Genomic DNA, 15,019 nt, shown 5'->3' on the forward strand with positions numbered 1-15,019 from the left:
CCATGCCTCCCGTTCCGCCCCGCACCGACGACGACAACGTCACCCCACCGCCACCGACGGACGCCGCTCCCGCGCCCACGCCAGTCGAACCTGCCGTGGCGCCGAAGTACCTCAAGCCCAGCGCGCGCAGCGTGGTGGTGATGGTGGTCGTGGCCCTGCTGGGCATCGCGCTGATCCTGCGCGCGTGGCACCTGTGGCCGTTCACCAGCACGGTGATGGTGACCGACAATGCGTATGTGCGCGGGCAGATCACGGTGATGGCGCCGCAGGTGAACGGCTATGTGACCGAGGTGCTGGTGAAGGACTTCCAGCACGTGAAGGAGGGCGCGCCGCTGCTGCGCATCGATGACCGCATCTACGCACAGCGTGTCGCGCAGGCACAGGCAACGCTGGACAGCGCGCGCGCGGCGCTCGCCAACTCCGACCAGTCGCAGGCCCAGAACCGCGCACAGATCGCCTCCGCGCATGCAACGCTGTCGGCCGGCCAGGCCGAACTGCAGCGCGCGCGCAACGAGCTGAAGCGCTACGAGGAACTGGCCGCGCAGCAACTGGTGTCGATCAATGACCGCGACAAGTTCCGCACCACCCAGGCGTCGGCACAGGCCAGCGTCCAGCAGTCACAGGCGCAGATCCGCATTGCCGAGGAAACCCTGGTATCGACCCAGGTCGCGCGCAAGAGCCTGGAGGCGCAGGTGGAGAGCGCACAGGCGCAGCTGGAACTGGCGCGCATCGATCTGGCCAATACCGTGATCCACGCGCCGCGCGACGGCCAGATCAGTGAAGCCAGCGTGCGCGTGGGCCAGTACGTCGCGGCCGGTTCTCAGCTGCTGTTCCTGGTGCCTGACACGCTGTGGGTGGTGGCCAACTACAAGGAAGGCCAGACCTGGGGAATGGCCATCGGCCAGCCGGCCACGTTCTCTGTGGACGCGTTCCAGGGCCAGGTGCTGCGTGGCCGCGTGCAGGAGATCGCCCCGGCCACCGGGTCGGAATTCAGCGTGCTGCGCCCGGACAATGCCAGCGGCAACTTCACCAAGGTGGTGCAGCGGCTGCCGGTACGGATTTCGATCAATGAAGGCCAGAAGCTGGCCGCAGAGTTGCGGCCTGGCATGTCGGTGATCGTGCGGGTGGATACCGCAAGCAAGCCGATGGACTAGGACGCGACCCTGCAGGACTCGGCTTGGTAGAGACGGCTTGGTAGAGTCGACTGTCAGTCGACTATCGCGCAGCGCGGGGTACTCGTGGGCTTCACGGAAGAGCAGTCGACTAACAGTCGACTCTACCGCCGACCGACTCTACCGCCGACACGATCAGCCCGCGCAGCGCGCGCAGAGCCCGTGCACTTCCAGGGTCTGTGCCTGCGGCTGGAAGCCCAGCTCCTTGGCACGCTTTTCCAGCTGGGTGACGATCTCGCGGTCTTCCAGTTCCACTGCGCTGTGGCAGCTGTTGCAGATCAGGAACGGCACCGAATGCGCGGCGCTGCTGGGGTGATGGCAGGCCACGAATGCATTCACCGACTCCAGCTTGTGCACGAAGCCATTGGCCATCAGGAAGTCCAGCGCGCGGTACACGGTGGGCGGGGCATCAGCGCCCACGCCCTTGCCGTTGCGCACCCATTCCAGCAGCTCGTAGGCCTTGACCGGCTTGCCGGCCTCGGCGATCAGCTTCAGCACGTTGGCGCGGATCGGGGTCAGGCGCAGCCCGCGTTCGCGCGAGACGCGCTCGACCACCGCCACGAAATCCGATGCGTCATGGACGTGGTGGTGCGGGGCGGTACAGGCAGTGGCGGTCTTGGCGGGCATGCGTGTTCTCCGGTTCGGGCCTGGCAAGGATGCCTCAGGCCGTTGCTACCTTGGTGATGGCCACATCAATGCGTTTCAAGGCCTGCTCGCGGCCGGCCAGGTACACGGTATGGGAAATGTCAGGGCTGACCTGGGTGCCGGTGATGGCCACGCGCAGCGGCTGGGCAACCTTGCCCATTCCGATCTCCAGCGCCGCGGCGGCATCATGCAGGGCCACGCCCACCGACTCGGCGGTCCATTCCGGCAGGGCTGCCAGCAGCTCGCGGGCCTTGCCCAGCGCCACCTCGGCGCCGGCCTTGAAGTGCTTGGCCACGGCGGTTTCGTCGTACTCGGTCAGCGGCTGGTACCAGACCACGGCCTTTTCGGCCATTTCCTTCAGGGTCTGCACGCGTTCACGCAGGGCGATCACCACGTCCTCCGGGGCCGGGCCGGCGGCCACGTCCAGGCCCAGCTTCCGCAGCTGGTACACCAGGTGCGGCACGATGGCGGCCACGTCCTCGGTCTTCAGGAAGTGCTGGTTGACCCAGCCCAGCTTGGCCATGTCCAGGCGCGAGGCCTTGGAATTGCAGTCCTTCACGTCGAACAGGTCGATCAGTTCCTGGCGGCTGAACAGCTCCTGGTCACCATGCGACCAGCCCAGGCGGGCCAGGTAGCTCAGCAGCGCATCGGGCAGGTAGCCGGCGTCCTTGTACTGCATCACGTCGGCCGCGCCGGTGCGCTTGGACAGCTTGGCGCCCTGCTCGTCCAGGATCATCGGCATGTGGCCGAACTTCGGCACCGGCGCACCGATGCCTTCGTACAGGTTGATCTGGCGCGGGGTGTTGTTGATGTGGTCGTCGCCGCGGATGACCTCGGTGATGCCCATGTCCCAGTCGTCCACCACCACTGCGAAGTTGTAGGTGGGGTAGCCGTCCGGGCGGAAGATGACCATGTCATCCAGCTCGCTGTTGGCGATCTCGATGCGGCCTTTGATCAGGTCGTCGAACACCACCGTACCTTCCAGCGGGTTCTTGAAGCGGATGACGCGATTCGGGTCGTCCTTGCGCGGCAGGCCCAGGTCACGCGCGGCGCCGTTGTAGCGCGGCTTTTCCTGCTTGGCCATGGCGGCCTCGCGCATCGCGTCCAGCTCTTCGCGGGTCTCGTAGGCGTAGTACGCCTTGCCGTCGGCCACCAGCTGCTCGGCCACTTCCAGATAGCGGGCGACGCGGTCGGTCTGGTAGATCGGGCCCTCGTCGTAGTCCAGACCCAGCCACTCCATCGCCTCCAGGATCGCGTCGATCGCGCCTTGGGTGCTGCGTTCACGGTCGGTATCCTCGATGCGCAGCACGAACTCGCCGCCACGGTGGCGGGCCTCCAGCCAGCAGTACAGCGCAGTGCGGGCACCACCGATGTGCAGGTAGCCGGTGGGACTGGGGGCGAAGCGGGTGCGGCAGGTCATGGACGGCTCGAGGAACGGGAATCCCCTGATTTTACCACCAGCCCCGGAAAGGCAAGGAGGGGCGGATGCATCGCCCCGTCCCCTCCGGTTTTTCAGGGCTGCGGTTCAGCCTTGCGCGGGAACGACTGCTCGCGCATCGCCGCGTTGTAGGCGAACGAGGCGACGATGGCGGCGGCCTGCTTCAGGTCTTCCGGCTCGGCGTGGTCCCAGGTATCCAGGTGGCTGTGGTGGACATTGGTGAAGTAGTCCAGCCGGTCCTGGATGAACTGGAAGCCCGGCAGGCCGATGCGGTCGAAGCTGATGTGGTCGGTGCTGCCGGTGTTGCGAGTGGCCACGGTAGTGGCGCCCACGTCATGGAACGGCGCCAGCCAGGCTTCGAAGATCGGCATCGCCGCCAGGTTCTCCTGCGCATAGATGCCACGGAACCGGCCCGAGCCGTTGTCCATGTTGAAGTAGACCTGGAACTTGTCGTAGTCGCGGGTCTTCTGCAATGCACCGGTCGGCTCGCGCAGCGAGGCCGGCAGTGCCTTCTGTGCCGCGTCGGTGGGTTCCGGGAAACGACCGAAGTGCTTGGCCACATAGGCCTGCGAACCAATCAGGCCCTGTTCCTCGCCGCTCCACAGCGCCACGCGGATGGTGCGCTTCGGCTTGGCGCCGGTGGCCTTGAGGATGCGCATCGCCTCCATCATCACTGCCACGCCGGCCGCGTTGTCGGCCGCACCGGTACCGCTGTGCCACGAATCCAGGTGCGCGCCGATCATCACCACTTCGTCGGGCCTGCTGCTGCCGCGGATCTCGGCCAGCGTGTTGTAACCCGGCTGGTCGGCCTGGTCGGTGAAACGCGCGGCCACATCCACGCGCAGGCGCACGGTCTGCTTGGCCTCCAGCGCGCGCACCAGTGGATTGAAGTGCTCGCTGATCATCGCCAGCTCGGGGATGCCCACCGATTCACCGGCCTTGCGCGAACCACCACCGGCAACGCGGATGATGCCGTTGTCCCAGCTGCTGATACTGATCGAGGCCAGCGCGCCCTCTTCCACGAAGAACGCATTGACCTTGGTCGCCAGCTGCTGGCGTTCCTGGTACTCCTTGACCCGCTTGGCACGTTCGGCGGTGGCGTCCTTGTCCTTGGGCAGGGTGAACTCCTGCAGGCCCTCCAGCGAGGTGGCGTCATGCCGGTGCGAATCGGGCTCGGTGCCGCGCTTGTACTCGCGCGCCTCGCCAAGCAGCAGGATCTTGTCGCGCAGCTTGCCGCGGTACTTCTCGATGTCTTCCGGCTTCTTTATCTCGACCTGGACCAACTCGCCTTCGACCGGGCCCTTGGTGCCCGGCGTCCAGGCCTTGGGCAGCGCATGCAGCGGCTGCACGCGGTCACCCAGCATTTCCACGCTGGCCGAGGTGAACTCCCAGCCACGGCCGAAATCATCGAAGGCTTCGTCGTGGACGTTGTCCAGCTTCCATTCGTTGAACTTGCCGCGGGTCCAGGCATTGGCGCGGCCCATCGCCGGCGAATTGGTCAGGCGTGGGCCGATGCGCTCGGTGAGATAGCTGAAGGTGTCCATCACCTGCGAACGATGGAAGGCCTCCTGGCGGATGCGGCTGACCATGTCCAGGTCCACCGTTTCGCGCTGCTGCGCCCCTGCATTGCCACCCATCACCAGCGCTGCGGCCAGCACGCCCCACTTCAACACATCGCACCCCTGCCCTTCGGCTCGATCATCAACCCATCGAGTCTAGCCAGCAGGGGCGCGGCGATACCGTCCCATCGGTCATGGACAGCTGTAGGTCCACGCCATGCGTGGATGAACAGCCGAATCATCCATTCCACCCCAACCACAACTGCGCCCGCTCCGGCAGCAACAGCAACCAATGCCGCCGGTCGATGCTGCTGCAGCCGAACACCGCCGCATGCGCCGGCCAGTCATCCGGCAGGCCGCCGATGCCGATCTCGGCCAGCGCCTCTGCCCCGGCCTTCCATGGCCGGTAGCGCGGCACCCGGCCGGCCACCGCGCCGCGTCCCTGCCGCGCGCCCTGCAGCCAGGCCAGCCCCTTGCCCTGCAATCCCTCGCAGGTGACCGGCGCCAGCTGGAAGCGGACCAGGCCGGGCGCAATCCGTGCCCCCGGCAGGGCCGCCAGCACGCCATGCGCCTGCAGCAGTGCATCCACTTCCAGCAGGGCCGGAATGCCCTGCCGTGCCCGTTGCCGCAATCCCTCGCGCCAGCCCATGGTGTACTCCTTACTTCAGTTCCGCGCCAAGCGCGTACCAGTCGACCCGGCGGGTCACCCACATCGCCAGTGCCAGGATCACGAACAGCAGCAGCGAACCCATCAGCAGCGCATTGTTCTCCGACACCAGCAGGCCGTACAGCGCGCCATACAGCACGGTCAGCAGCGTGGCGAAGCCGAGGCCGCGCTTCCAGTGCCCCAGCACGTTGGCCAGATACACCGCCTGCAGGCCGATACAGGCCACCGCCGACACCAGGTAGGCCTTCCAGAATGCGATGTGCTCGGACAGGCTGATCAGCAGCAGGAAGAAGATCGCCAGCGCCAGGCCCACCATCAGGTACTGCAGCGGGTGGATGCGCAGCGACTTGATCAACTCGAACAGGATGAAGCCCACGAACGTCAGCAGCACGAACAGCACGCCATACTTCGAGGCGCGATCGGCCTGGGTGTAAGCATCGACCGGATCGACCAGCGAAACGGTCACCGCCTGCGATTCGACCGCACCGTCATTGCGCAGCTGGCGCTGTGCGTCGGAGGCCAGCGAGGACACCGCCCAGCGCGCATCGAAGCCCTGCGCATCGACGCGGCGCTCGTTGGGCAGGAAGGCACCGCTGAACGACGGGTGCGGCCAGCTCGAACGCAGCGCGATGTGGGTGTCATCGCCCACCGGCACCACCGACAGCATGCGGCTTCCGTCCAGGCGCAGCTCCAGCTCCACGGTGCTGGCGGCCAGCGTGCCGCCATGGTCTTCGGCGAATCCGGCCACCGGTGCATGCAGGCCGCGGCCGACTTCGCTGGCGGCGCCGACGCCCGGCAGCAGGCGCAGCTGCTTGCCATCCACGCGCAGGTTGGGCGTACCGACCAGGCCGCGCACATCGGAAACCCCCACCGCCACGTACGGTTGACCGTAGCTGCGGCCGGCCTTCACCGGGTAATCGTCTTCGGCGAAGGTTGCCTTCATCTGGCCGTTCCAGCTGTACACCGGCACCTTGAACAGGCCGACCTCACGCTGGCTCGGCAGCATTTCGCCGCCGACCTCCAGCGACGCCGGCATCTGCAGCCAGTGCCCTTCGGTGACCTGTACCTCGGTCTTCTTGACGCCCAGCGGGTCGACCAGCTCAACCTGCTTGCGCTCCACCCACGGCACCACCCGCACCGGGCCGACCAGCTGCTGTGCACCGGCGCGGCTGTCGGCCACCCGCGCGAAGGCCTCGTCGCGGTACGCACTGCGTTCGTTGATGACCCCGCGGATCATCGTCAGCGGAACCAGCAGCAGCAGGATCAGCCCGCCGACAATGGCGAACCGCAGCAGCATCTTCAGGGATTTCATGGTCCATCCTCGTTGGAGAGGGCTGCAGGATGGACCGCTGCAGTGAGCAGGGTTTGTGGCGAATTTGAAGCGAGTGTGAAGTCAGCGCCGCGGACGCTGGCCCGGCGTACCCAGCGGCAACCACAGATTGGCCACGGTGCCACCGCCGTCGCGGGCATCGACGCTGGCGCGGCCATCATGCAGGCGAGCGACCTCCTGCACGAACGGCAGGCCCAGGCCGGAACTGCGCCGTCCGCTGCCGGGGCGGGCCAGCGAATAGAAGCGTTCGAACACCCGCTCACGCGCATAGTCGGGAATGCCGGCACCGCGGTCGGCCACCTGCAGGCGTACGCCCTGCCCATCCACCTCGGCCTGCAGCGCGATCTCCGCGCCGGCCGGAGAGAACGCAATCGCGTTGTCGATCAGGTTGTGCAGCGCCTGCCGCAACAGGTAGCCGTCGCCCTGCACCTGCAGGTCGGGCACGCTGCCGATGCGGACCTGCACGCCCGCCGCCTGCGCGCGCACCTGCGCGGCCGCGGCGGCATCGGCCAACAAGATTGGCAGCGCGATCGGATCACGGGTCTGCAGCCAGCCATGCTGTTCCACTTCGGCCAGCGCCAGCAGTTTGTCGATGGTCTCGGTCAACCGCTCCTGCTGATCGACGATGCTGCGTGCGAAATGCATGCGATCGACTTCCGGCAGCGGCTCCTGCAGCAGCTCGGCCGCACCGCGGATCGCCGCCAACGGACTCTTCATTTCATGCGTCAGCGACTGCACGTACTGCTCGACGTAGGCCTTGCCCTCCAGCTTGCGGCGCATGGTTTCCAGCGCCTGGCCCAGGTCACCGATCTCGTCGCGGCGGCGGCGCGGCGGTGGCACCGGTTCGCCGGCGCTGACCGCACGCGCATAGCGGCTGAGCTGGCCCAGGCCGGTGGTCAGCCACATTGTCACCAGCACACCGACCAGCGCCGACAGCCCGATCAGCCAGGCGCCGCGCTCGATGATGGCGCGCTGGCTGGCAGCGATGAACGGATCGATGCTGCGGTTGGGCTGGGCCAGGCTGAGCACGCCGATGAGCGTGCGTCCATCGGCCGGGTCGTACACCGGCGCTGCCACGTGCATCACTGTATCGCCTTCCTCACCCGGTGTTTCCGGGCTGGAGCGGGCGCCGTACTCGCCGCGCAGCGTGCGGTACACATCATTCCAGCGCGAGTTGTCGCGCCCCAGGTCGCGGCCCAGCGAGTCGTAGATGACGATGCCCTTGGCATCGGTGATGGTCACCCGGTAATCCAGCGAACGCTTCGGGAAGCGCCAGACCATCGCCTTCAGGTCACGCTGTCGTGCCTTGGCGAGGCTGCGGGTGAAGCTGCCGCTGCGGATGGTGCCGGCCTTGACGTCGGCGGCGGCCATTTCGGCCAGCACGTTGGCCGCATCGACCAGGGTCGATTCCATCGCCTGGCGCACACCGGGCTTCACCTCGTTGACGAACACGCGCATCACGAAGAAGGCGGCGATGCCGGTGATCAGGAAGAAGCCCAGGAACAGCTTCAGTACCAGGCGCATCGGCTAGACCTCCAGCGCGTAGCCAAGGCCACGGTGGGTACGGATCGGGTCGTCGCTGGCGCCTGCCGCACGCAGCTTGGCGCGCAGCGTCTTTACATGCGTATCAACGGTCCGGTCGGCGCTGTCGGCGCTGCTGTCCCAGCCACGGTCCATCAGCTGGGCACGGCTGAGAATGGCGCCGGGGCGCTGCAGCAGCGCCTCCAGCAGCGCGTACTCGTAACGGGTCAGGTCCAGTGCCTGGCCATGGAAGCGGATACGCCGGCCTTCACGGTCGATGGCGAAGGCGCCGTATTCCTGCCAGCCCGCATCGGCACCGGGTGCTGCCACGACCGGTGCCGCGCGGCGCAGGCGCGCACGCACCCGCGCCACCAGTTCGCGCGGCGAGAACGGCTTGGTCATGTAATCGTCGGCGCCCAGTTCCAGGCCGAGCACACGGTCGACCTCGTCGTTGCGGGCGGTCAGGAAGATCACCGGCAGCTGTGCCTCCGGCCCGGGCTGCGCGCGCAGCCGACGGCAGACCTCGAACCCGCCCAGGTCGGGCAGGCCCACGTCCAGCACCACCACGTCGATATCGCCGGCCTGCAGCCGCTGCAGGGCCTCGCCGCCCAGCAGGCAGTGGCTGGCGGCATAGCCCTCGCTGCGCAGCGCGTAGAGCACGGTTTCGGCGATGGCGGCTTCGTCCTCGACCACCAGGACATGGGCAACAGGAGCTGTCATGGCGCGCAGCATAGCCGCTGCGGCCGCCGCCCCGTACACTGCCGCCCATGAACTATCGCCACGCCTTCCATGCCGGCAACCACGCCGATGTGCTCAAGCACATCGTGCAGCTGGCCCTGATCGACAGCTTCAAGCGCAAGGACAGCCCGTTCTTCGTGCTCGACACCCACGGCGGTGCCGGCCGTTACCTGCTGGCCAGCGAAGAAAGCCGCAAGACCCTGGAGGCCGAATCCGGGATCATGCGGCTGATGGCCCAGCCCAAGCTGCCGGAGGTGGTCGAGCGCTACCTGAAGGCGGTGCAGGCCGACAATCCGATCGGCGCGCTGACCACCTACCCCGGCTCGCCGCTGCTGAGCGCACAGGCCATGCGTGCCCAGGACCGCATGGCGGTATGCGAGCTGCAGGAAGCCGAAACGGCCACGCTGAAGGCGCTGTTCGCGCATGACAGCCGCGTCGACGTGCGTGCGGGCGATGGCTACGCACTGCTGCGTTCGCTGCTGCCGCCGAAGTTCAACGGCAGCAAGATCGGCCGCGGCCTGGTGCTGATCGACCCGCCCTACGAGGCGCAGGACGCCGAATACCAGGCCGTCCTGGCCGCGCTGGCCGAGACCCTGGCACGCTGGCCGCAGGCCACCTGCGCGGTCTGGTTCCCGATCAAGCAGCGCCGCACCATCCTGCATTTCCTGCGCAAGGCCACCGCCCTGCCGGTGAAATCGGCGATGACGATCGAGTTCCTGGTGCGCCCGGACGACTCGCCGCTGCGCCTCAACGGCAGTGGCATGCTGCTGCTCAACCCGCCCTGGCAGTTCGACCGGGTGGTCGGCCCGGCCCTGCCGGCACTGCGCCAGCACCTGGGCGAACCCGGTGCCAGCACCCGCCTGGATTGGCTCAAAGCGCCCGAATAACGGCCTTCACGAGGCTGTACCGCCGTGAGCCTTTCGTTCACGGAATGCAGCCCCGGTGATGCCACAATCGATGGACCACCAAGGAATCACCCGGTATGGCCACTCGCAACCGCATGCCGCCCTGGCATGAGATCTTCAAGGCTCCCAGCGGCCACGAGCTGCTGATCCGCCCCATCCGCCCGGAAGATGGCGCACCGCTGCAAGCGGCGTTCAGCCTGTTCGGGCCGGAAGAAATCCGTGATCGTTTCCTGCAGGCGGTGACCGAACTGTCGCCGGAAACCACCCAGCGCCTGACCCACCCCAATCCAAAGACCGAGATCACCCTGGTCGCTGCCGAATCCCTGCCGGCTGGCGAAGCGGTGGTCGGCGCGGTCGCCCGGGCTTCGATCATCCCCGGTACCCGCGAAGCCGAGTACGCGATCCTGATCAGCCGCTTCCTGATCGGCCAGGGCCTGGGCCGGCAGCTGATGCGCAAGCTGGTGAAGTGGGGCCGCGGCAAGTACCTGGACCGCCTGTACGGCGACGTTGCCGCCGAGAACGAGCCGATGAAGCAGCTGGCCGCCTCGCTGGGCTTCAAGCCGGTGCCGCACCCGACTGGCGCCGAAGGCCTGGTGCGGATGGTGCTGGAGCTGGACAACTGAAGGTAGCGCCGGGCCATGCCCGGCGACATTGATTCAACCGCTGCGCTCGCCGGGCTTGGCCCGGCGCTACCCCGCTCACGTCACGATCATGGGCCCGGCGGGGGCTTCTGCTAAAATCCGGGGTCCATGTCGCGTACCTCATACCCCGCCCCGCCGCTGCCGCGTGCCGGCCAGCTCCGCGCCTGGTGGCGCGCCCCCGCCTCGCCGACCGCCCTGGCCTGGTACCTGGCCCAGGCCGCGCGTGCGCACGACGCTCCGCTGCTGGTGATCGCCCGTGACAACCACGGCGCCAACCAGCTCGAAGCCGACCTGCACACCCTGCTCGGCGGCGACCCGGCCCTGCCGGTGGTCGCCTTCCCGGACTGGGAAACCCTGCCCTACGACCGCTTCAGCCCGCATCCGGACATCATCTCGCAGCGTTTGTCCGCCCTGCACCGCCTGCCCACGCTGAAGCGCGGCCTGGTGATCGTGCCGGTGCAGACCCTGCTGCAGCAGCTGGCCCCGCGCAGCTACGTGATCGGTGGCAGCTTCGACCTGAAGGTCGGCCAGCGCCTGGACCTGGAAACGGAGAAGCGCCGCCTGGAAAGCGCCGGCTACCGCAACGTGCCGCAGGTGATGGATCCGGGTGATTTTGCGGTGCGCGGCGGCCTGCTCGACGTGTTCCCGATGGGCGCCGACGAGCCGCTGCGGGTGGAACTGCTGGACGAGGACATCGATTCGATCCGCGCCTTCGACCCGGAAAGCCAGCGCTCGCTGGACAAGGTCGAAGCGGTGCACATGCTGCCCGGCCGCGAAGTCCCGATGGACGAGGCCAGCATCGCCCGCGTGCTGGCCACGCTGCGCGAGCGCTTCGATGTCGATACCCGGCGCAGCGCGCTGTACCAGGACCTGAAGTCCGGGCTGGCCCCGGCCGGCGTCGAGTACTACCTGCCGCTGTTCTTCGAACGCACCGCAACCCTGTTCGACTACCTGCCCGACGGCAGCCTGCCGGTGGTCTGCGCCGGCACTGGCGAAGCCGCCGAAGCGTTCTGGGCGCAGACCGGTGAGCGCTACGAACAGCGCCGCCACGACGTCGAACGGCCGCTGCTGCCGCCGTCGGCGCTGTACCTGTCGCCGGAGCTGCTGCGCGAGCGCCTGAACGATGCACCGCGCATCGAGGTGTGGGCTGCTGACCACGCACGCATCGCCGACGCGCACCCGTTGGGCGACCAGCCGTTGCCGCCGTTGCCGGTGGCCGCGCGCGACGCACCGGCCGGCGACGCACTGAAATCCTTCCTCGGCCACTACCCGGGCCGCGTGCTGATCGCCGCCGATTCGCCCGGCCGTCGTGAAGCCCTGCTGGAAGTGCTGCAGGCCGCCGAGCTGAAACCACCGGTGGTGGCCGACCTGCCCGCGTTCCTCGCCGACGATGCGCGCTTCGCGATCGCCGTGGCGCCGCTGGAGGATGGCTTCGCGCTGGACGATCCGCGCATTGCGGTGCTGACCGAACGCCAGCTGTTCCCCGAGCGCGCCGGCAGCACCCGCCGTACGCGCCGTGCCGGCCGCGAGCCGGAAGCGATCATCCGCGATCTCGGCGAGCTGACCGAGGGCGCGCCGATCGTGCACGAGGACCATGGCGTCGGCCGCTACCGGGGCCTGATCGCGATGGACGTCGGCGGCATGCCCGGCGAGTTCCTCGAAATCGAATATGCCAAGGGCGACCGCCTGTATGTACCGGTCGCCCAGCTGCACCTGATCAGCCGCTACTCGGGCGCCTCCGCGGAAACCGCGCCGCTGCATTCGCTGGGTGGCGAGCAGTGGAGCAAGGCCAAGCGCAAGGCCGCCGAGAAGGTGCGCGACGTGGCTGCCGAACTGCTGGAGATCCAGGCCCGCCGCCAGGCGCGTGCCGGCCTTGCACTGCAGGTGGACCGCGCGATGTATGAGCCGTTCGCGGCCGGCTTCCCGTTCGAGGAAACGCCAGACCAGCTGGCCGCGATCGACGCCACCCTGCGCGACCTCGCCAGCAGCCAGCCGATGGACCGTGTGGTCTGCGGCGACGTCGGCTTCGGCAAGACCGAGGTGGCGGTGCGCGCGGCATTTGCCGCTGCCAGCGCCGGCAAGCAGGTGGCGGTGCTGGTGCCGACCACGCTGCTGGCCGAACAGCATTACCGCAACTTCCGCGACCGCTTCGCCGATTACCCGCTGAAGGTCGAGGTGCTGTCGCGCTTCAAGACCACCAAGGAAATCAAGGCCGAACTGGAGAAGGTTGCCGCCGGCACCATCGACGTCATCGTCGGTACCCACCGCCTGCTGCAGCCGGACGTGAAGTTCAAGGACCTGGGCATGGTCATCGTCGATGAGGAACAGCGCTTCGGCGTGCGCCAGAAGGAAGCGCTGAAGGCGCTGCGCGCCAACGTGCACCTGCTGACCCTGACCGCCACGCCTATCCCGCGCACCTTGAACATGGCCATGGCCGGCCTGCGTGACCTGTCGATCATCGCCACGCCGCCGCCGAACCGGCTGGCCGTGCAGACCTTCATCACCCAGTGGGACAACGCACTGCTGCGCGAAGCCTTCCAGCGCGAGCTGGCGCGCGGTGGCCAGCTGTACTTCCTTCACAACGACGTGGAAAGCATCGGCCGCATGCAGCGCGAGCTGTCCGAGCTGGTGCCGGAAGCGCGCATCGGCATCGCCCACGGGCAGATGCCCGAGCGTGAGCTGGAAAAGGTGATGCTGGATTTCCAGAAGCAGCGCTTCAACGTGCTGCTGTCGACCACGATCATCGAGTCGGGCATCGACATCCCCAACGCCAACACCATCATCATCAACCGCGCCGACCGCTTCGGCCTGGCCCAGCTGCACCAGCTGCGCGGCCGCGTCGGCCGTTCGCACCATCGCGCCTATGCCTACCTGGTGGCGCCGGACCGTCGATCGATCACCCCGGACGCCGAGAAGCGCCTGGAAGCGATCGCCTCGATGGACGAGCTCGGCGCCGGCTTCACCCTGGCCACGCACGATCTGGAGATCCGCGGTGCCGGTGAACTGCTCGGCGAGGACCAGAGCGGGCAGATGGCCGAGGTCGGCTTCAGCCTGTACACCGAGCTGCTGGAGCGCGCGGTGCGCAGCATCAAGCAGGGCAAGCTGCCCGACCTGGATGCCGGCGAAGAAGTGCGTGGCGCCGAGGTCGAGCTGCATGTGCCGGCGCTGATTCCGGAAGATTACCTGCCGGACGTGCACACCCGCCTGACCCTGTACAAGCGCATTTCCAGCGCGCGCGACAGCGACGCGCTGCGCGAGCTGCAGGTGGAAATGATCGACCGCTTCGGCCTGCTGCCGGATGCGGCCAAGCACCTGTTCGCCATCGCCGAGCTGAAGCTCAAGGCCAATACGCTGGGCATCCGCAAGCTCGACCTGGGCGAGAACGGTGGCCGCATCGTGTTCGAATCCAAGCCGAACATCGACCCGATGGCGGTGATCCAGCTGATCCAGAAACAACCGAACCTGTACGCCATGGAAGGGCCCGACAAGCTGCGCATCAAGCACCCGCTGCCGTTGCCGGAAGACCGCTTCAATGCGGCCCGCGCCCTTCTGACCACCCTCGCCCCGGGTTGATCGCCCCCGAATACCCCGCACCGGTCCCCACCCGGTGCGGGCGGATGACCATGTTTCCTGACGCCGTACCCGCCCCCGACCTGCTGCACGCGCAGGCCTGCCTGATCGATGCCCTTTCGATGTCGCTGCAGATGCGCGATGCCTACACCCGCCACCACTGTGACCGCGTCGGCCTGCTCGCGCATCGCCTGGCCGCGCACTGCGATCTCGATGACGATGCCTGTTCGCAGATCGGCCTGGCCGCGCGTTTCCACGACATCGGCAAGATCGGCATTCCCGACGATGTATTGCTGACACCGCGCCGGCACACCGACGAGGAACGCGCGATCATGCGCGAGCATCCCGTTCGCGGTGAACACATCTTCCTCGCCACCGGCCGCAGCGACGCGGCACCGGTTGCGCGGCTGATCCGCGCCCATCACGAGGCCTTCGATGGCAGCGGCTACCCCGATGGGCTGCGCGGTGAGGGTATTCCGCTGGGTTCCCGCATCATGACCGTGGCCGATGCCTATGACGCGATGACCAGCGTGCGCCCCTACCGTGCCGCGATGGAACACGATACTGCGATGCGCATCATCGACGAGCAATCCGGCGGTCTGATCGATCCGTATGTGCTGCAGCGCTTTCATCGCATGCTGGCACAGGAACCGGCGCTGGCCTGAGTCCTTCCCGAACGTGAAGTGACCCGTCGGCTGATGTGCTGACGGATGCGCCCGCTGACGCGGCGGCTGATGTGCTAACCGACTTACGGGTGGACACGTCGGCTGATGCGCCGACCGACTTGCCGACGGACACGTCGGCTGATGCGTCGACCGACTTGCCGACGGACA

Annotated in this window: 12 protein-coding genes; 5 read left to right on the plus strand and 7 right to left on the minus strand. The window is 67.6% G+C overall.

Annotated elements, in window-relative coordinates:
* The first annotated feature begins 2 nt into the window (after positions 1-2).
* Entirely contained in the window at positions 3-1,154 is a 1,152-nt protein-coding gene (locus tag ACZK0Z_RS16285; protein ID WP_197619949.1) for an HlyD family secretion protein, read from the plus strand.
* 153 nt (positions 1,155-1,307) lie between these two features.
* Here ACZK0Z_RS16285 and ACZK0Z_RS16290 read toward each other — a convergent pair whose 3' ends face one another.
* The 7 genes from ACZK0Z_RS16290 to creB all read right to left on the minus strand — a co-directional run bounded on the left by ACZK0Z_RS16290 (position 1,308) and on the right by creB (position 9,064).
* Complete coding sequence (locus ACZK0Z_RS16290) at positions 1,308-1,799, minus strand: Fur family transcriptional regulator (RefSeq protein WP_004150412.1); 492 nt, start codon at positions 1,797-1,799, stop codon at positions 1,308-1,310.
* Positions 1,800-1,833: 34 nt separating this feature from the next.
* On the minus strand, positions 1,834-3,237 hold the full coding sequence (gene gltX / locus ACZK0Z_RS16295) for a glutamate--tRNA ligase (RefSeq protein WP_197619950.1): 1,404 nt from the start codon (positions 3,235-3,237) through the stop codon (positions 1,834-1,836).
* 92 nt (positions 3,238-3,329) lie between these two features.
* Positions 3,330-4,928 carry a M28 family metallopeptidase gene (locus ACZK0Z_RS16300; protein ID WP_197619951.1) on the minus strand — a complete coding sequence of 533 codons (1,599 nt, stop codon included), beginning with the start codon at positions 4,926-4,928 and terminating at the stop codon, positions 3,330-3,332.
* Positions 4,929-5,052: 124 nt separating this feature from the next.
* Positions 5,053-5,463 (minus strand): hypothetical protein, encoded by a 411-nt coding sequence (locus tag ACZK0Z_RS16305; protein WP_197633685.1) that lies wholly within the window; start codon positions 5,461-5,463, stop codon positions 5,053-5,055.
* 10 nt (positions 5,464-5,473) lie between these two features.
* Positions 5,474-6,793, minus strand: a complete 1,320-nt coding sequence (gene creD, locus ACZK0Z_RS16310) for a cell envelope integrity protein CreD (protein WP_197619953.1) — start codon at positions 6,791-6,793, stop codon at positions 5,474-5,476.
* An 81-nt stretch (positions 6,794-6,874) separates the two neighbouring features.
* Positions 6,875-8,335, minus strand: coding sequence for a two-component system sensor histidine kinase CreC (gene creC, locus ACZK0Z_RS16315; protein WP_197633684.1), 1,461 nt, complete (start codon positions 8,333-8,335; stop codon positions 6,875-6,877).
* Between the two features lie 3 nt (positions 8,336-8,338).
* A complete protein-coding gene (gene creB, locus ACZK0Z_RS16320; protein ID WP_336339786.1) occupies positions 8,339-9,064 on the minus strand; it encodes a two-component system response regulator CreB in 726 nt (241 codons plus the stop codon).
* Between the two features lie 35 nt (positions 9,065-9,099).
* Here creB and ACZK0Z_RS16325 point away from each other — a divergent pair, with 35 nt between their 5' ends.
* From ACZK0Z_RS16325 to ACZK0Z_RS16340, 4 genes are all read left to right on the plus strand, one after another.
* Positions 9,100-9,957, plus strand: coding sequence for a 23S rRNA (adenine(2030)-N(6))-methyltransferase RlmJ (locus tag ACZK0Z_RS16325; RefSeq protein ID WP_049432781.1), 858 nt, complete (start codon positions 9,100-9,102; stop codon positions 9,955-9,957).
* 95 nt (positions 9,958-10,052) lie between these two features.
* On the plus strand, positions 10,053-10,598 hold the full coding sequence (locus ACZK0Z_RS16330) for a GNAT family N-acetyltransferase (protein ID WP_004150340.1): 546 nt from the start codon (positions 10,053-10,055) through the stop codon (positions 10,596-10,598).
* Between the two features lie 126 nt (positions 10,599-10,724).
* On the plus strand, positions 10,725-14,189 hold the full coding sequence (mfd, locus tag ACZK0Z_RS16335; RefSeq protein WP_197632027.1) for a transcription-repair coupling factor: 3,465 nt from the start codon (positions 10,725-10,727) through the stop codon (positions 14,187-14,189).
* A 44-nt stretch (positions 14,190-14,233) separates the two neighbouring features.
* On the plus strand, positions 14,234-14,851 hold the full coding sequence (locus tag ACZK0Z_RS16340; protein WP_197632028.1) for an HD domain-containing phosphohydrolase: 618 nt from the start codon (positions 14,234-14,236) through the stop codon (positions 14,849-14,851).
* Positions 14,852-15,019 lie beyond the last annotated feature (168 nt).

This window comes from Stenotrophomonas sp. 116085_Sma (assembly GCF_056479585.1).

Excerpts from the sequence above, each read along its gene's own strand:
- ACZK0Z_RS16285 (WP_197619949.1), top strand. The coding sequence starts at position 3 with ATGCCTCCCGTTCCGCCCCGCACCGACGACGACAACGTCACCCCACCG.
- ACZK0Z_RS16290 (WP_004150412.1), bottom strand. The coding sequence starts at position 1,799 with ATGCCCGCCAAGACCGCCACTGCCTGTACCGCCCCGCACCACCACGTC.
- gltX (WP_197619950.1), bottom strand. The coding sequence starts at position 3,237 with ATGACCTGCCGCACCCGCTTCGCCCCCAGTCCCACCGGCTACCTGCAC.
- ACZK0Z_RS16305 (WP_197633685.1), bottom strand. The coding sequence starts at position 5,463 with ATGGGCTGGCGCGAGGGATTGCGGCAACGGGCACGGCAGGGCATTCCG.
- creD (WP_197619953.1), bottom strand. The coding sequence starts at position 6,793 with ATGAAATCCCTGAAGATGCTGCTGCGGTTCGCCATTGTCGGCGGGCTG.
- creC (WP_197633684.1), bottom strand. The coding sequence starts at position 8,335 with ATGCGCCTGGTACTGAAGCTGTTCCTGGGCTTCTTCCTGATCACCGGC.
- creB (WP_336339786.1), bottom strand. The coding sequence starts at position 9,064 with ATGCTGCGCGCCATGACAGCTCCTGTTGCCCATGTCCTGGTGGTCGAG.
- ACZK0Z_RS16325 (WP_049432781.1), top strand. The coding sequence starts at position 9,100 with ATGAACTATCGCCACGCCTTCCATGCCGGCAACCACGCCGATGTGCTC.
- ACZK0Z_RS16330 (WP_004150340.1), top strand. The coding sequence starts at position 10,053 with ATGGCCACTCGCAACCGCATGCCGCCCTGGCATGAGATCTTCAAGGCT.
- mfd (WP_197632027.1), top strand. The coding sequence starts at position 10,725 with ATGTCGCGTACCTCATACCCCGCCCCGCCGCTGCCGCGTGCCGGCCAG.
- ACZK0Z_RS16340 (WP_197632028.1), top strand. The coding sequence starts at position 14,234 with ATGACCATGTTTCCTGACGCCGTACCCGCCCCCGACCTGCTGCACGCG.